The organism is Fodinicola feengrottensis (assembly GCF_010993775.1).
Classification (GTDB): domain Bacteria; phylum Actinomycetota; class Actinomycetes; order Mycobacteriales; family HKI-0501; genus Fodinicola; species Fodinicola feengrottensis.
Window position 1 is genome coordinate 82,782 of sequence record NZ_WOTO01000021.1, and the last position, 16,949, is coordinate 99,730.

A 16,949-nucleotide genomic window follows, 5' to 3' on the forward strand; every position below is an offset into this window, starting at 1 on the left:
GATCGGAGGTGTAAAGAATGTTACGTCGATTTATGACCTTGGTGATGCTGGGAGGCATCGGATACGTGGTCTACAAATTAGTTGCCCCGGACGTCAAGCGTTATCTCGAGATCAGCCAGATGTAGTCGCAAGCAGTGCCGTAGGTATGGAGGCAGTCATATGTGCTTGGGCATCCCTGGAGAGATCATCGAGATTCTCCACGACAAGCCGGATCTCGCCATGGTGGACGTCAGTGGCGTACGCCGGGCCATCAACATCGGCCTGTTGGAGGACGACCCGCCGGTGCCGGGCGACTGGATCCTGATCCACGTCGGTTTCGCGTTGTCGAAAATCGATGAGGGTGAAGCCAAAGCCGCGCTGGAATTCCTGGAGGGCATCGGTCAGGCGTACGCCGACGAGATAGCCGCCCTGCTGGAATCGTCCATAGATTGAGCCATAGATTTGAGGAGGTGCCGGCGTGCGATACGTCGACGAGTTCCGCGACGCGGAGAAGGCACGTGCCCTGTCCGCTCGCATAGCCAGCCTGTGCGAACCCGGCCGGCACTACAAATTCATGGAGGTGTGCGGCGGGCACACCCACACGATCTACAAGCACGGCCTCGAAGACTACCTTCCGGAAACCATCGAACTCGTGCACGGACCGGGTTGCCCGGTCTGCGTTATCCCGATGGGCCGGGTCGATGACTCGATCTACATCGCCCGGCAACCGGACGTCCTCATGACGTCCTTCGGTGACATGATGCGGGTGCCCGGCGGCAACGGGTCGTTCTTCGACTCCAATGCCGAGGGCACCAACATCAAGATGGTCTATTCACCGCTGGATTCGCTGAAGATCGCCCGGCAGAATCCAGACCAGCGAGTCGTCTTCATGGCCATTGGATTCGAGACCACCGCGCCATCGACGGCGATGACGATCCTGCGCGCGGCCGCCGAAGGCCTGGAGAACTTCAGCGTTTTCTGCAACCACGTGACGATCATTCCGGCGATCAAGGCGATTCTGGACTCGCCGGACCTGCGGCTCGACGGCTTTATCGGCCCCGGCCACGTTTCCACCGTGATTGGATGCCGGCCCTATGAGTTCATCACTACCGATTACCACAAACCAATCGTGGTGGCGGGATTCGAGCCATTGGACATTCTGCAGTCCATCTACATGCTGATGCTGCAGCTGTCCGAGGGGCGCTGCGAGGTCGAGAACCAGTATTCGCGGGTGGTGCCATGGGACGGGAACCTGGTCGCCCTGAAGGCGATCACCGAGACGATGGAACTGCGGCCGTATTTCGAATGGCGCGGGCTCGGCTTCATCTCGCAGTCCGCCATGCAGGTCAAGGAAAAGTACGCGAGGTTCGACGCCGAGCGGATCTTCAACATGCCCGGACTGCGAGTCGCGGACCCAAAGGCCTGCCAGTGCGGCGAAGTTCTCAAGGGCGTGCTGAAGCCGTGGGAATGCAAGGTGTTCGGCACCGCGTGTACGCCGGAGACACCCATCGGTACGTGCATGGTCTCGCCTGAGGGCGCCTGTGCGGCGTATTACAACTTCGGCCGGTTCACCCGCCAGCGCGTCAAAGAGGCCACCGCGGTAGCCACCACGGAAGCGAGCAAGGTGTGAGCGGCGTGCCGGAGTCCTCTGGCGTACAAGAACACCCGACCGACCAGCCGCCCGCGGCGAACTGGGTCGAGGAGGCGATGGCCGAGCATCACGCGACCGAGCACGAACTGGTGCCCACTCCGGGCACTCGCCATGCCAGCCGCGAGCAGCAGGTGCTGGACCGGATCGACAAGGCCCGGCGGCGCCGGCCAAAAATGAAGGAACAGCGGATCACCTCGTCCCACGGTGCCGGCGGCAAAGCGACGCACACCCTGATCGAGGCGATTTTCGCGCCAGCTTTCAGCAACCCCCTGCTGGACAAGATGGAGGACAGCGCCGCGCTGACCGTTGGCGACGCCCGGCTGGCCTTCACCACCGACTCGTACGTCGTGTCGCCGATCTTTTTCCCCGGCGGCAACATCGGCGACCTGGCGGTGAACGGCACGGTCAACGACCTGTCGGTGGCCGGCGCGACGCCACTCTATTTGTCCGCCGGTTTCATTCTGGAGGAAGGCTTTCCGGTAGCCGACCTGCAGCGGATCGTGGACTCGATGGCGGCCGCCGCGGCGGCCGCCGGCGTACAGATTGTCACCGGTGACACCAAAGTTGTGCAGCGTGGCAAGGCGGACGGCTGCTATATCAACACCTCAGGCGTCGGCGTCCGCGAACACAGCACGGACTTTGGTGTCGACCAAGTCAAACCCGGCGATGTGGTGATCGTCTCCGGACCGATCGGCGACCACGGCGTGACTGTCATGTTGGCTCGCGGCGAGCTCGACATCATGTCCGACATCACGTCCGACACGGCCGCGGTGAACGGTCTGGTGGCCCGGCTTTTGGCTGGTACGAACGGTGTCCGGGCCATGCGGGACGCGACCCGCGGCGGGGTGGCGACCATTCTCAACGAGTGGCCAAAGGCGCGAACGTCGCGGTCGTCGTCAACGAGGCAGCGGTGCCCGTACGCACCGAGGTCCGCGGCGCATCGGAGTTGCTCGGCATCGATCCGCTTTACGTGGCCTGCGAAGGGCGGATCGTGGTGATCGTGGCCGGCGACTGCGCTGACGAGGCGCTGGCCGCGATGCGGTCGCATCCACTCGGCGAACAGGCCGCGGTCATTGGCAAAGTCGTCGACGACCCGCCAGGTTTGGTGCTGCTGAACACCACCTTCGGCGGCACCCGGATCGTCGACCTGCTGGTGGGTGACCCGCTGCCGAGGATCTGCTGAATGCACGAGCTGTCGATCACCCAGAGCATTGTCGAGGCGGTCACTGACAAAACCGGTGACCGCCAAGTCCGCCGGGTGGAGTTGGAGGTCGGCAAGCTCGCCGGGGTGGTCGCGGACTCGGTGTTGTTCTGCTTCGAACTCGTCACCGAAGGAACGACGTTGGCCGGTGCGCGGCTCGATATCGTGGAGAAGGCCGGGCGCGGCACCTGCCGCGGCTGCCGCGCCGACCTGGAGCTGACCACTCTGATCGTGCTCTGCGACTGCGGCAGCGCGGACGTCGATGTGACCGAGGGAACCGAACTGCGGATCCGGTCCGTGGAGGTGGTGTGAGCGATGTGTTCGACCTGCGGTTGTTCGGACGACGCGGGCGTACGGGTCATCGACCCGGATGCCCCCCCACACGTACATTCCCACGACGACGAGCACGGGCATGGACATGGACATGGCCACGGTCACGGTCACGGTCACGACCACGACCACGACCACGACCACGACCACGACCACGACCACGACCACGACCACGAACAGGATGCGGCCGCGGCGCAGACGATCCTGCTGGAACAACGCGTACTGGCCAAAAACGACTTGCTGGCCGTCCAAAACCGCGAGTGGCTGTCGGAGCGGGATATCCTCGCTGTCAACGTGATGAGTTCTCCCGGCTCCGGCAAAACCACCTTGCTGGTACGGACAATTCGCGAGTTGGCGGCGCGGCTGCCGATCTCGGTCATCGAGGGTGACCAGGAAACCCTGCTGGATGCGGAAAGAATCCGCGAGACCGGCTGTCGGGTGGTACAGATCAACACCGGCGCCGGCTGCCACCTGGACGCGTCGATGCTGGCCAGCGGCCTGAAAAAACACTCGGCCCACCGAACAGTTCGGTGGTGCTGGTGGAAAATGTCGGCAACCTGGTCTGCCCGGCGCTGTTCGACCTCGGGGAGCACAGCCGGGTCGCGGTCATGTCGGTCACCGAGGGCGCCGACAAACCACTGAAATACCCGCATCTGTTCCGCAGCGCGGATCTGGTGGTCGTCAACAAGCTCGACCTGCTCCCGTACGTCGACTTCGACCTGATGAAGTTCGCCGCCTACGCGCGGCAAGTCCAGCCAGGTGTGGAAATCCTGCACCTGTCGGCCACCACCGGCGAAGGCGTCGAGGGCTGGTACGACTGGCTCCGCAACCGCCGAGCCGTCCTCACGTCCACGTAGGACCCCGCAACGTCACTCTCGCGGTAGGCAGGGCTGGACTTTCGTCGAGTGTGGGACTTTATCCCGCACTCGACGTCGAGTGTGGGGTTTTGTCCCGCAGTCGACGCTCCGACTACGGGCGGCCGGAAAGGTCGCGCTGCGGCGACGGCCGCCTGGCCGAAGCTGATGCCGCCGTCGTTGGGTGGCACTCGGGAATGCGTCAGCACCCGGAACCCAGCACCCCCGAGACCCGCCACCACGCCTTCCACCAGCAGTAAATTCTGGAAGACCCCGCCGGACAACGCCACCACGTCCACGCCAGTACGGTCTCGGAGTTGGCCGCACACCCGTACCACCAAGTCGACCAGTCCATTGTGGACACGAGCGGCGATCACCGGTCCTGGGACGCCGGCACGTACGTCGTCAGCAACCGCTCGTACGAGATCGACCCCCTGGACTTCGAGCGTCTCACCATCGAGCACCGCGAGCCGATAGTGGCCCTTTTCGGTACGGTCAGCGAGTTGTTCAAGTTCGACCGCGGCCTGACCCTCGTAATTGATCGCCTCCCGGACGCCGACGATCGCGGCGACGGCGTCCAGCAGCCGGCCAGCACTGGAGGTCAGTGGCGCGTTGATCCCACGCCTGGCCATCGTGACCACAGTGGACCAGTCGCCCTCATGTCGCTGCGAGAGTACCGAGAAGTCGTCGATGCCGGCCGCGTCCAAATAGGCGGCGGCCATCCGCCACGGCTGTTTGATCGCGGCCGCGCCGCCGGGCATCGCGACCGGCGCGAGCCGGCCGACCCGGGTGAAGCCGACCAGATCGGCGAGCAGGAACTCACCACCCCAGATGGTCCCATCGGTACCAAAGCCGGTGCCGTCGAAGGCAACCCCAATGACCGGCCCCGACTCACCGTTGTCGGCCAGGCAGGACGCGATGTGGGCATGGTGATGCTGGACTCCAACAAGCTCGACGTTTTCCAGCTCCATAGCGTATTTTGTGGACAGGTATTCGGGATGCAGGTCGTGCGCGACCACCGCTGGCTCGATGTCGAAGAGGCGGCCAAAATGTGCGATGCCTTCGGTGTACGAGCGCAGGGTCTGATAGTTCTCCAGGTCGCCGATGTGGTGCGAGACAAAGGCGTGCCGCCCTTTGGCCCAGGCAGAAGGTGTTTTTTTGCTCTGCTCCGCAGGCCAGCAGCGGTTGTGGTGTCTCAGGACGCAAAGTCAGCGGCTCCGGCACGTATCCGCGGGAGCGCGGATCATCATGGGGCGGCCGCCGACCGAGCGAGCCACCGAGTCATCCGTACGGATGTGGATCGGCCGGTCATGGGTGAGGAATGCGTCGGCGATGGTGCCGAGCCGGGCCAGCGCGTCGGCATCCTCGTAGGCGATGGGCTCATCGGAAGTGTTGCCGCTGGTCAGCACGATCGGGCCGCCGACCGCCCGCAGCAACAGGTGGTGCAGCGGCGTGTACGCCAGCATGAGGCCGAGTTGGCGGTTGCCGGGCGCGACGGATTTCGCTAGCGCGGTGCCCTCCCTCCGGTCGCACAGCACGATCGGCCGCCGCCAACCGCTGAGCAGTTTCCGCGCCGCCGCGTCCAGCGAACACCATTCGCGGGCATCGTCCACTGTGGCCACCATCACCGCGAAAGGCTTGTCCTCACGGTGTTTGCGGCTGCGCAGGGTTGCCACCGCCGGCTCGTCAGTGGCCAGCACAGCCAAGTGATAGCCGCCGATTCCCTTGATGGCCAAAACCGCCCCGGCCCGCAACATCTCAGCCGCGGTGGGCAAACTCGGCCCGGCCAACGGCTGGCCGGCGGAGTCGAGCAGATCCAACCGCGGCCCACAGTCAGGACAACACACCGGCTGCGCGTGGAACCGCCGGTCCGCCGGATCATGGTATTCGGTCTCGCACCGGGCACATATGGGGAATTTAGCCATGGTGGTGAAAGGCCGGTCGTACGGGACGTCCTTGACGATGGTGAAACGCGGTCCGCAGTTGGTGCAGTTGACAAACGGATACTGGTAACGCCGGTCGGCTGGGTCGTCCAGCTCCGCAAGGCAGTCCGCGCAGGTGGCACTGTCCGCCGACACCAAAGTGTTGCGCTGGGCCTGCGTTTGGCTGGCGACAATGGCGAAAGCCGGCCAACCGACCGGGTCGGCGACAGTGGATTCCACCTTTTCCACCACCGCCAGCGGCGGCGCCTGCGCTCGTACGGCCGCGATGAAGCGCGCCAAAGTGTCCGGATCGGCCTCCACGTCCAACAGGACGCCGGAAGAATCGTTGCGCACCTGTCCGGTCACCCCGAGCCGGTTCGCCAATGCGTAGACAAACGGCCGAAAACCGACGCCCTGCACGACACCCTCAACCCGTACCAGCCTGCGCTCCCGCCCGGACATAGCCGCAGTCTGCTCCCTGCCGGCCCCGCCGTCCAGCGCCCAGAATGCACCGCGTTGATGGCAGCGGTCTGATAAAAGCCAGAAATTCCCTGGTTTTCCTTGCGCCTGACGCATAACAATGACTGTCGCGACAACACGGGCCTACCCTGTCGATTCGACAAGGAGGGCGGAGAATGCGCTACGACCACGCGCTGTCCGGTCCGCTGTCGCCCGACGGCATGCTCGCGCTTTTCGACGTGGCCATCGTCGAGCCAGTGTCCGAACCTTCACGGCAGCGCCACTACGAGCACTGGTGCATCGAGCTTCAGCAGCGGGCCGCGAGCCTCGGCATCCGGTGGACGCCCGCCGCCGGTGTGGCGGCCGTCTTCACCCGGATGACCCCCGACCGATTGACCGACATCCTGCTCCGGATCATCGAGACCACACCGGTTTTCCCGCTCCCCACCGGCACCGATCCATTGCCGTCCCCCGGCGGCCTCGCCGCCCTCGGCGAGGCCCGGCTCACACCGCCCCACACCGGACTGAGCCGGGCCGCCCGCCAGCCTTTCACTCGGGGTTTGTCAGGTCAGGTGAGGGTCGCGCGTACGGCAGCGCCCGGCTCCGCACCGGCCTGAGCGACGACGACGCCCTCGGGCGTACGGATGGAGGAACGACCCGCGGTCTTGGAGAACCCGCCGCCGGTCGACCCCGCGCAGCTCGCGAAGGCCACCCAGACCCGGTGGTCAGCAACGATCCGGCGGGCCCGCGATTCGATGACATCGGCGGCGTTCTCGACGAGGCCGCCGACGTACGCGTCGATGCCGAGCGCGGCGGTGTCCGCGGCGTGCTCCGGATGGCCAGTGTCTTTGCAGATGGGCGAGTCCGAGGCGCCACCCGTCCACGGCCAGCACCGCTGGGTTCTGCGCCGGCACGAACCGCTCGGCCTCTGCCGCGCCGAGGTTGATCTTCCGGTACACCACGGTGGCGTCGGAGCTGTCGACGGCCAGCATCCCGATGCATGGCCCCGCGAGCGGCGCTCCAACCAGCGCCAGCGCGCCGGCCGCGACGCATGCCTGGATGATCGGCGCCAGCCGCGGGTCGTCGGGGCTGACCAACGGCGCGTCCAGCTCGTACCCGGTCAGCGACAGCTCAGGAAAGACCACTACCCGCGCACCGGCACGCCGTACGACCGCGGCCTGCGTTTGGGCGTTCGCGCTCACGTCGTACGACACCAGGGCCGGTTGGGCGACCGCGATCACCAGCGAGCTGGCCTCATGACGTCCGACCGTACGCGCCAGTGAATATGGACACATCGGATATCAGGAACACGTCAGGAATTTGGCGTCGGTGTCAAGAACGCGTTAGGGGCTCTCACCGAAGGCGCCCGCCCGACACACGATGTGCGGCGTGACAGCAAAAGAATCTCCATCGGCACTGGCCTGAAATGGAGAACAAGCGGCGGTCGGCGGGACGTATGGACACCGTATTGGTAGTCGACGACGAGGCTCCGCTGCGGCGAGCGCTGCGGGTGAACCTGCGGGCCCGCGGGTACGACGTACAAACCGCCGCGGATGGCCGTACGGCCCTGGAGGTCGCCGCGAAACGACAACCGGACCTGGTGATCGTGGACCTCGGCCTGCCGGACATCGACGGTGTGGAGGTCGTCCGCGGGCTGCGCGGCTGGACCAGTGTTCCGATCATCGTGCTGTCGGCTCGTACCGAACAGTCCGACAAGGTGTCAGCGCTGGACGCGGGCGCCGACGACTACGTGACGAAGCCATTCGGTATGGACGAGCTGCTGGCCCGGATGCGGGCCGCGTTGCGCCGCGGCACGGTCGCCGACGAACGGCCGGTCATCACCACCGCCGACTTCAGCATCGACCTGGCGCGCGAAAACGGGTCGTCACCCAGGCCGGCGAGATCCGGCTGACGCCGACCGAGTGGAGCATCCTGTCCATCCTCGCCCGGCACCGCGGCAAGCTGGTCGGCCAACGTCAACTGCTCCAGGAAGTGTGGGGCCCGCGGTACGGCACCGAGACCAACTACCTGCGGGTTTACGTGGCTCAGCTGCGCCGCAAGCTGGAGCCCGACCACGCTCGGCCGCGCTACCTGGTGACCGAACCGGGCCTGGGCTACCGGCTGGACGCCTGAGCGGCTTCGGCTCGTACGGCCGGCAGCGCGATCACCATCGTCACGCCACCTCCCGGGGTGTCTTCGGGTGTCAGCGTCCCGCCCATCGCCTCGGTGAACCCGCGGGCGACCGCGAGACCGAGCCCAACGCCAGTGGTCGTGTCTCGGTCACCAAGGCGCTGGAAGGGCGCGAAAACCCGCTCTCGATCGTCCGCGCGGATGCCCGGTCCGCGGTCGATGACCCGCAGCTCGACCCGGTCGAGGTGGGCGCTGGCAGTCACTGTCACCAGACCGGTTGGCGCATGTCGTACGGCGTTGGACACCACGTTGGCGACGACCCGCTCCAGCAGACCCGGGTCAGCGAAGACGGGACGCTGGATGCCCGGGATGTCCACCTGGATCCGGCCGAGGTCGTGCTGGTCTATGCCGCGCAGCGCGCGTGAGATGACCTCGTCGTAGCCCACCGGCTGGCAGGTCGCCGTCACCGAACCAGTGTGCAGCCGGCTCATGTCCAGCAGGTTCGCCACCAGATCGGTCAGTTGGTCGGCGGAGTCATCGATGGTGATCAGCAGTTCCTTGGTGTCGGCTTCGTCGAGCTCGATGTCCTCCGCACGCAGGCCCGCGATCGCCGCCTTGATCGAGGCCAGCGGCGTACGCAGGTCATGGCTCACCGCCGCGAGCAGCGCGGTCCGCATCTTGTTGCCTTCGGCCAGCTTGTCGGCCTCGGCGGCCTGTTTGGCGAGCCGGGCGCGCTGCAACGCGACGGCCGCCTGCTCGGCGAATGACACCAGCACGCGGCGGTCCGCCGCGGCCAGCGCGCGGGCCCCGCAACAACAGCCGCAAATCGTCGGTGATCGGGATATCCTCGTCCGCGTCGGCGGTCTTGTGACACGGGCTCGGGCCAGCGAAGCCGGCCACCTGCCAGTGCTCGCGCTCATCCCGATCTCGCTCCAGCATGGTGACCGAAGTCAGCGCGAAGGCCTCCCGGATCTGCTCCAGAAGGCTCGGCACGCCCCGGTTTCCGGCCAGTACGCTGCGCGAAAGGGACGCCAGCATCGCGGTTTCGGCGCGCCCCCGAGCCGCCTGGGTGGCCCGCCGGGCGGACCGGTCCACCACTGTCGCCACGGCTATCGCGACCGCGATGTAGACCAGCAGCGCGACCACGTTGTTTCGCTCACCGATCGTGAAGCTTCCCACCGGCGGTACGAAAAACCAGTTCACGATCAACCCGCCAGCGATGGCCGCCAGCAGCGCTGGGTAGAGGCCACCGACCAAGGCCACCCCGACCACTGCCAGCAAGAACAGCAAAAGCGCCGAGGCCGGCGTGACATTGGTGCCCAGCGCCAGCAAAACCATCGTCAACGCGGGCAGTCCCACCGCGGCCACGACCATGGCGGCCGTACGCCGACGCCAGTTCAGCCCACCGGTCAGCTTGGGCAGCCGGCGCCGCAGAATCCCACCGGAATGGCCGTGGGTGACCATGTGTACGTCGATGTCGCCGGAGTCGGCGATGACGGTCGCCCCGATCCCCTCGTCGAAGGCGCGGGCCACCCGGGATCGGCGACTGGTGCCGATGACGAGCTGCGTCGCGTTCGTACCGCGGGCGAAATCCAGCAAGGCGACGGGAATGTCGTCGCCAACGACGGTGTGGAAACTGCCGCCGAGGCTTTCCACCAGCTCGCGCTGTCGGCTGAGTTTGGCTGGCGAGGCGCCGGTGAGCCCGTCGCTGCGCAGAACATGGACCGCGTGCACCTCACCACCGGCGGACCGGGACGCGATCCGGGCCGCCCGGCGGATCAGCGTCTCGCCTTCCGGCCCGCCGGTCAGCGCCACCACGACCCGCTCACGCGCCTCCCAGACCCGGCGGATGTCGTGATCCGTACGGTAGCGGTTCAAAACCTCGTCCACCCGGTCCGCTACCCACAACAGCGCGAGCTCACGCAACGCGGTCAGGTTGCCGACCCGGAAGTAGTTCGACAAGGCCGCGTCGATCCGCTCGGGCGGATAGATGTTGCCGTGCGACATTCTTTTTCGCAGCGCTTCGGGTGCCATATCCACCAACTCGATCTGGTCGGCACGGCGAACCACCTCGTCCGGAACGGTCTCGCGCTGCGGCACCCCGGTGATGTGTTCGACTACGCGTTGAGGCTCTCCAAATGCTGCACGTTCACCGTGGACAACACGTCGATGCCGGCAGCCAGCAACTCCTCGACGTCCTGCCACCGTTTCTCGTGACGTACGCCCGGAATGTTGGTGTGCGCGAGTTCGTCAACGACGACCAGGCGGGGCCGTCGTTCCAGAATCGCGGCGAGATCCATTTCGGTGAACGACGTACCGCGGTAGTCAACCAGCCGACGCGGCACAGTTTCCAGCCCTTCGAGCTGGCCTGCGGTGAGCTCGCGGCCGTGCGTCTCGCAGAATCCGACGACGACATCGCACCCTCGCTTGAGGCGGCGGTGCGCCTCGCCAAGCATCGCGTACGTCTTGCCGACTCCGGGCGCCGCGCCCAGATAGATTCGCAGCAGTCCACCGGCCATGGCTCCAGTTTCCCTCGCGCCGCCGCGCTTTCGAGCGAGCGCCGTCACACTGCCCGTCAAGGACGCGTCAAGACATCTGCCAAGTGGCGTCAAGGGACCGTCAACGCCACTCTGTGCCCTGTCGGTAGTCCTTACCGTCGTGGTCGCGGAGGCACCCGCCGACCGCGTCCTGCGTTTTCCCCCGGAGGGGGGTCAGTCGCGATGAGCGACCTGATCTTCGTAGTACTCACGGTCGCCGTGTTCGCTCTGATCGCACTCGTGGCGAGAGGAGTCGAGCGGTTGTGAGCGTGCAGTTTCTCGCCAATATCGTCGGCCTGATCGTGGCCGTCGCGCTGATCGGCTATCTGGTGATAGCCCTGCTGTTCCCGGAGAAATTCTGATGTCAGCAACGGCAGCCGGATGGCTGCAGGTTCTGGTACTGGTGGCCGCGCTGGTAGCGGCGCACCGGCCGCTGGGCGATTTCATGGCCCGGACGTTCACGGCCGTCAAACACGGGCGGATCGAACGTGTACTTTACCGGGTGATGGGAATCGACCCGGAGGCCGACATGGCCTGGCCGGTCTACCTTCGTAGCGTACTGGCCTTCTCCGCGGTCTCAGTGCTTTTTCTGTACGCCTTCGAGCGGCTGCAGGACAAACTCTGGCTGTCGCTCGGGTTCCCGCCGGTCGCACCCGACCAGGCCTGGAACACCGCGACCAGTTTCGTCACCAACACCAACTGGCAGTCGTATTCCGGTGAGTCGACGATGGGGCATCTCGTCCAAATGGCTGGGCTCGCCGTACAGAACTTCGCCTCCGCTGCCGTTGGCATCGCGGTCGCGGTCGCGTTGATCCGCGGCTTCGCGCGGGCCAAGACGAACCGGCTCGGCAATTTCTGGGTCGACCTTTTTCGGGCCAGCTTCCGGATCCTGCTGCCGCTGTCGATCGTCGCCGCGCTGGTGCTGGTCGCCGCCGGCACGATCCAGAACTTCTCCGCCGGTACGGACGCGCACACCCTCGCGGGTGCGACCCAGCATCTCACTGGCGGGCCGGTGGCCTCGCAGGAGGCGATCAAGGAGTTGGGTACGAACGGGGGCGGTTTCTACAACGCGAACTCCGCGCACCGTTCGAGGATCCGCGCGCCTGGACCAGCCTGTTCGAGATTTTCCTGTTGTTGGTGATCCCGTTCTCGCTGCCACGCGCCTTCGGCAAGATGATCGGCGACACCCGGCAGGGCTACGCGATCGCCGGCGTGATGGGCATTCTCTGGGCGGCCTCGGTTGGCCTGCTGACCTGGGTGGAAACCGCGCACCCGGGCCTCGCGCCGCAGCTGGCGGGCTCGGCGATGGAGGGCAAGGAAGTGCGGATCGGCGTACCATTGTCCGCGCTTTTCGCCAGTTCCACGACATTGACCTCCACTGGTGCGGTGAACTCGTTCCACGACTCGTTCACCGCGTTGGGTGGCGGGATCACGATTTTCGACATGATGCTCGGCGAGATCGCTCCCGGCGGCACCGGTTCGGGTCTTTACGGAATGCTGATCCTGGCGATCATCGCGGTGTTCGTCGCCGGGCTGATGGTGGGGCGTACGCCGGAATACCTGAAAAAGAAGATCAGTGCGCGGAATGAAGCTCGCCTCCCTCTACATTCTGACCACTCCGGCCCTGGTGCTGATCGGCACCGCGGTGGCGATCGCCATCCCGGCCGGCACCGGCTCCATTCTCAATCCCGGGGCGCATGGTCTTTCCGAAGTGCTTTACGCCTTTACGTCAGCCGCCAACAACAACGGCTCAGCTTTTGCTGGCCTGTCCGTGAACACCGGCTTCTATAACACCGCGCTCGGGCTGGTAATGGTGCTCGGCCGGTTCGTTCCGATGGTGTTCGTCCTCGCGCTGGCCGGATCGCTGGCACAGCAGAGCGCGGTGCCCGAGACCGCCGGCACACTGGCCACCCACAAGGGACTCTTCGTCGGCCTGTTGGTCGGGGTGGTGCTGATCGTGGTGGGGCTGACGTACTTCCCGGCGCTCGCGCTGGGCCCGCTGGCCGAAGGCCTGTGACCTGTGACTGAGACTTCGAGACTGAATTCCTTGAGGACGTGCGTGAAATGACCACCCCTACCACCGGCGCCCACGCGGACCCCGGAACAGAAGGAAAAACCGGACGACTCCGGGCACCGCGTACAGGCCGGGCTGCTGGATCCGAAGCAGCTGGTGACCTCTTTCCCGGACGCGTTGCGCAAACTCAACCCGGCGACGCTGTACCGCAACCCGGTGATGTTCATCGTCGAAATCGGGTCGGCGCTGTCCACCGTGATGGCGATCATCGACCCCAGTGTTTTCGGGATCGTCATCGCGATCTGGCTCTGGTTGACGGTTTTGGCGGCCAACCTCGCCGAGGCGGTCGCCGAGGGCCGCGGCAAGGCGCAGGCCGACAGCCTGCGCAAGACCCGTACGGACACCGTCGCCCGCCGGCTTTCGGGCTGGGAGAAGGGTCGTACGGACATCCCTGAGACGGAGGTCCGCGCCAACGACCTCTCGCTCGGCGACCATGTGGTGGTCGAGGCCGGCCAGATCATTCCCGGCGACGGCGATGTCGTCGAAGGCATCGCGAGCGTCGACGAGTGGGCGATCACTGGCGAATCCGCGCCGGTGATCCGGGAGGCCGGCGGCGACCGGTCCGCGGTGACCGGTGGTACGCGCGTACTTTCCGACCGGATCGTGGTAAAAATCACCTCCCGGCCCGGCGAGACCTTCGTGGACCGGATGATCGCGTTGGTCGAAGGCGCATCCCGACAGAAGACGCCGAACGAGATCGCGCTGAACATCCTGCTGGCGAGCCTCACCATCATTTTCCTGATGGCGGTCGTCACGCTGCAGCCGCTGGCGATCTATTCCAAGGCACCACAGTCGCTCATTGTTTTGGTCGCCCTGTTGGTCTGCCTGATCCCGACCACGATTGGCGCGCTGCTGTCGGCGATTGGCATCGCCGGCATGGACCGGCTCGTCCAGCGCAACGTGCTGGCGATGTCCGGGCGCGCGGTCGAGGCGGCCGGTGACGTGAACACGTTGCTGCTGGACAAAACCGGAACCATCACGCTCGGCAACCGGCAGGCGGTGGAATTCCTGCCGGTCGGCGCGGCGACGCCCGACGAGGTCGCCAACGCGGCGCAGCTTTCCAGCCTTTCCGACGAAACCCCGGAGGGCCGGAGCATCGTCGTACTGGCCAAGACGAAGTTCGGGCTGCGCGAGCGCGCCCCGGGCGAGTTGCCGGGCGCCGAATTCGTGCCTTTCACCGCCCAGACCCGGATGAGCGGCATCGACTTACCCGACGGACGTCAGGTCCGTAAGGGCGCGGCGGCCGCGGTCGCCGACTGGGTACGCAACGAAGGCGGTGTCGTACCAGCCACCCTTGGTGAGGCGGTGGACGGAATCTCCGGCTCTGGCGGCACTCCGCTGGTGGTCGCCGAGAAAACCGGCGGCCGCGCGGTCGTAGTCGGTGTCATTCACCTCAAAGATGTGGTGAAGACCGGCATGCGGGCGCGGTTCGACGAGTTGCGGGCCATGGGCATCCGTACGGTCATGATCACCGGCGACAACCCGTTGACGGCCAAGGCGATCGCGGACGAGGCCGGCGTCGACGACTTTCTCGCCGAGGCCACCCCCGAAGACAAAATGGCACTGATCAAACGGGAGCAGGCCGGTGGCAAGCTGGTCGCGATGACCGGCGACGGCACGAACGACGCGCCGGCGCTCGCGCAGGCCGATGTCGGTGTCGCGATGAACACCGGTACGTCGGCGGCAAAAGAGGCCGGCAACATGGTCGACCTCGACTCCAACCCGACCAAACTGATCGAGATCGTGGAGATCGGCAAGCAGTTGCTGATCACCCGCGGCGCGTTGACGACCTTCTCGATCGCCAACGACGTGGCGAAGTATTTCGCGATCATCCCGGCGATGTTCGCAGTCGCGTACCCAGGTTTGGACGCACTGAACATCATGCGGCTGCACAGCCCGACTTCGGCGATTCTGTCCGCGGTCATCTTCAACGCGATCGTCATCGTCGCGCTGATCCCGCTGTCGCTGCGCGGAGTCCGCTACAGACCGGCATCGGCCGCGTCGATGCTGCGCCGCAACCTGCTTGTCTACGGCGTCGGCGGGCTGATCTCGCCGTTCATCGGCATCAAGATCATCGACCTGATCGTCCAGTTCATCCCCGGAATTCGGTGACCACCATGGCAACCTCCACCTCCACCATGCCGGCCTGGCTGCGCCGGCACCTGGCCGCGCTGCGGGCGCTGCTGGTCTTCACCGTGCTCCTCGGACTCGCGTACCCCTTGCTCATCACCGGCATCTCGCAGCTGGTCTTTCCGGGCGCGGCCAACGGATCCCAGCTCACCTCCGGCGACAAAGTGGTCGGCTCATCGTTGATCGGGCAGAACTTCACCGATGACAAGGGAAACCCGCTCCCCCGGTATTTCCAGTCCCGCCCGTCGGCGGCAGGCAAGACCGGCTATGACCCAACCTCCAGCGGCCCTTCCAACCTTGGACCAAACAATGCCGACCTGGTGAAGGCCATCAAACAACGGCGTGCGGAGCTGGCGGCTTTCAACGGCGTACCCGAATCGGCCGTACCAGCCGACGCCGTCACCGCCAGCGCCTCCGGCCTGGACCCGGACATCAGTCCGGCCTATGCGGCCATCCAGGTGGCCCGGATAGCGAAAACCCGCGGCCTTTCGGTAGCCCAGGTGCAGCAGTTGGTCGACGACAACACCAGCGGACGTAACCTCGGTTTTATCGGCGACCCGCACGTGAACGTACTGCAGTTGAATCTCGCTTTGGACAAATTGCAGCCGTAAACCCAAAAATGGAGGCGACCTTGAGAAGTTGACCGGTCGAAAGCCGGAAATCGCCCGGCCAGCCGGGCCAACTTCTCAAGGTCAACCGCGTACCTGCTTATCTAGACGCACTCACACTGCAAGGACAGCCAGAACAGGCCAGCATGAGCCGCCGGACGCCGCTCAGTTCGCGAAGGATTTCTAACGGCTGAGCATTTCCACCGCTTTGGCGATGCGGCGCTCGCGGGTGGCGGTGGTTTTGGCTTCTTCGATGGCTCGTACGTGTTCTTTCCGATGGGTGTAGGGCATCGCGTCGAAGCGTTTCCGGGCCACCGGTTCGGCGTCGAGGGCCGCCGCGAAATCGTCGGGCACGGTGACCGTACGGGGTTCGGTATCGAGTTCCACCTCGACGGTGACCAGGTCACCGGCGGCGACGCCGGCGGCCGTACGGTTCTCGGCGCTGAGCGGAACCAGGAAGCGGCCGCCCATGCTGGCGATCGTCGTGCGATATGTGTAGCTGTTGACGGTGACGTTCACCGGCGGCCGTCTACCCGCCCCGAGGCCGTCCACGACGTCGTCCGGCACCTGGATGCCGGTCGCCGTTTTGCCACCCAGCTCAACGGTCGCCTCGAATGTCATCGTATCCCCCTCGCGTACGTGACCACGATCATGCCGCCAAGGCGGGACCATGTCACGCACCGACGCCTACTGAGTGGGCATTTGCTGGTGGCCGGTGGGAGCCGCCGGGGCCGGATTGTCGCGGACCTCGTTCTGGGCCGTACGCAAGCTGGCGACCGTGCTCGGATAGCGGAGTTGGGCGTTTTCGCTGGGAAAGTGAGAGCCGGGGCGGTCAAACCGGAAGGCGGAGGTCAGGTCACCGGCGGTCTTCCGGCGGAAGGCGCTGATATTCGGTTCGGACACGCCGAAGCGGGCCTCCAGGAAGCGAATCAGCGAGGTGTGATCGAAGGTTTCCGAACATACATAGCCGCCGGCCGTCCAGGGCGAGACGATCGTGGTCGGAACCCGGAACCCGAGGCCGATCGGGACACCGAGGACATACTCGTCGGGAGTGCCCAGTGGCGCGCCGTCGGC

The 16,949-nt window shown here is 65.7% G+C and carries 12 protein-coding genes and 7 pseudogenes; 12 read left to right on the plus strand and 7 right to left on the minus strand.

Annotated features, from left to right (window positions below; genetic code table 11):
* Window positions 1-44: 44 nt before the first annotated feature.
* From GNX96_RS64230 to hypB, 6 genes and pseudogenes are all read left to right on the plus strand, one after another.
* Window positions 45-125: a DUF6893 family small protein gene (locus GNX96_RS64230; RefSeq protein ID WP_390624085.1), complete on the plus strand. Its 81-nt coding sequence runs from the start codon at window positions 45-47 to the stop codon at window positions 123-125.
* Between the two features lie 34 nt (window positions 126-159).
* Entirely contained in the window at window positions 160-432 is a 273-nt protein-coding gene (locus GNX96_RS20445) for a HypC/HybG/HupF family hydrogenase formation chaperone (protein WP_163569314.1), read from the plus strand.
* A gap of 25 nt (window positions 433-457) precedes the next feature.
* Window positions 458-1,609 carry a hydrogenase formation protein HypD gene (hypD, locus tag GNX96_RS20450; protein ID WP_163569315.1) on the plus strand — a complete coding sequence of 384 codons (1,152 nt, stop codon included), beginning with the start codon at window positions 458-460 and terminating at the stop codon, window positions 1,607-1,609.
* Between the two features lie 194 nt (window positions 1,610-1,803).
* Window positions 1,804-2,813, plus strand: a pseudogene (gene hypE / locus GNX96_RS20455) (hydrogenase expression/formation protein HypE).
* Entirely contained in the window at window positions 2,814-3,143 is a 330-nt protein-coding gene (locus GNX96_RS20460; protein WP_163569316.1) for a hydrogenase maturation nickel metallochaperone HypA/HybF, read from the plus strand.
* A 3-nt stretch (window positions 3,144-3,146) separates the two neighbouring features.
* Window positions 3,147-3,994, plus strand: a pseudogene (hypB, locus tag GNX96_RS20465) (hydrogenase nickel incorporation protein HypB); the annotation flags it as partial.
* On the opposite strand, the gene GNX96_RS53525 reads toward hypB, so the two are convergent.
* Together GNX96_RS53525 and GNX96_RS53530 are read right to left on the minus strand one after the other, a co-directional pair.
* Entirely contained in the window at window positions 3,898-5,214 is a 1,317-nt protein-coding gene (locus GNX96_RS53525) for a Kae1-like domain-containing protein (protein ID WP_279580968.1), read from the minus strand. The pseudogene hypB and the gene GNX96_RS53525 sit on opposite strands and share 97 nt — an antisense overlap.
* Window positions 5,215-5,223: 9 nt before the next feature.
* Window positions 5,224-6,399, minus strand: a complete 1,176-nt coding sequence (locus GNX96_RS53530; RefSeq protein ID WP_279580939.1) for a Sua5/YciO/YrdC/YwlC family protein — start codon at window positions 6,397-6,399, stop codon at window positions 5,224-5,226.
* A gap of 173 nt (window positions 6,400-6,572) precedes the next feature.
* On the opposite strand from GNX96_RS53530, the gene GNX96_RS20475 reads away from it, so the two are divergent.
* The gene (locus tag GNX96_RS20475) at window positions 6,573-7,013 is read left to right on the plus strand and encodes a hypothetical protein (protein WP_163569317.1); all 441 of its coding nucleotides are present in this window, start codon (window positions 6,573-6,575) and stop codon (window positions 7,011-7,013) included.
* Window positions 7,014-7,121: 108 nt separating this feature from the next.
* Here GNX96_RS20475 and GNX96_RS20480 read toward each other — a convergent pair whose 3' ends face one another.
* On the minus strand, window positions 7,122-7,691 hold the full coding sequence (locus GNX96_RS20480) for a nitrilase-related carbon-nitrogen hydrolase (RefSeq protein ID WP_279580940.1): 570 nt from the start codon (window positions 7,689-7,691) through the stop codon (window positions 7,122-7,124).
* Between the two features lie 161 nt (window positions 7,692-7,852).
* On the opposite strand from GNX96_RS20480, the pseudogene GNX96_RS20485 reads away from it, so the two are divergent.
* Window positions 7,853-8,529 (plus strand): annotated as a pseudogene (locus tag GNX96_RS20485) (response regulator).
* Here GNX96_RS20485 and GNX96_RS20490 read toward each other — a convergent pair.
* Window positions 8,511-11,045 (minus strand): annotated as a pseudogene (locus tag GNX96_RS20490) (ATP-binding protein). The pseudogenes GNX96_RS20485 and GNX96_RS20490 sit on opposite strands and share 19 nt — an antisense overlap.
* Window positions 11,046-11,332: 287 nt before the next feature.
* Here GNX96_RS20490 and kdpF point away from each other — a divergent pair.
* From kdpF to kdpC, 4 genes and pseudogenes are all read left to right on the plus strand, one after another.
* On the plus strand, window positions 11,333-11,425 hold the full coding sequence (gene kdpF / locus GNX96_RS20495) for a K(+)-transporting ATPase subunit F (RefSeq protein WP_163569343.1): 93 nt from the start codon (window positions 11,333-11,335) through the stop codon (window positions 11,423-11,425).
* 83 nt (window positions 11,426-11,508) lie between these two features.
* A pseudogene (gene kdpA, locus GNX96_RS20500) lies at window positions 11,509-13,080 on the plus strand (potassium-transporting ATPase subunit KdpA).
* A 108-nt stretch (window positions 13,081-13,188) separates the two neighbouring features.
* A pseudogene (gene kdpB, locus GNX96_RS20505) lies at window positions 13,189-15,249 on the plus strand (potassium-transporting ATPase subunit KdpB); the annotation flags it as partial.
* Between the two features lie 5 nt (window positions 15,250-15,254).
* Window positions 15,255-15,878, plus strand: a complete 624-nt coding sequence (gene kdpC / locus GNX96_RS20510) for a potassium-transporting ATPase subunit KdpC (RefSeq protein ID WP_163569318.1) — start codon at window positions 15,255-15,257, stop codon at window positions 15,876-15,878.
* Window positions 15,879-16,058: 180 nt separating this feature from the next.
* Here kdpC and GNX96_RS20515 read toward each other — a convergent pair whose 3' ends face one another.
* The 3 genes and pseudogenes from GNX96_RS20515 to GNX96_RS64235 all read right to left on the minus strand — a co-directional run.
* Entirely contained in the window at window positions 16,059-16,496 is a 438-nt protein-coding gene (locus GNX96_RS20515; protein WP_163569319.1) for a YdeI/OmpD-associated family protein, read from the minus strand.
* A 66-nt stretch (window positions 16,497-16,562) separates the two neighbouring features.
* A complete protein-coding gene (locus tag GNX96_RS53535; protein WP_279580943.1) occupies window positions 16,563-16,778 on the minus strand; it encodes a hypothetical protein in 216 nt (71 codons plus the stop codon).
* A 57-nt stretch (window positions 16,779-16,835) separates the two neighbouring features.
* Window positions 16,836-16,934 (minus strand): annotated as a pseudogene (locus GNX96_RS64235) (alkaline phosphatase family protein); the annotation flags it as partial.
* Window positions 16,935-16,949 lie beyond the last annotated feature (15 nt).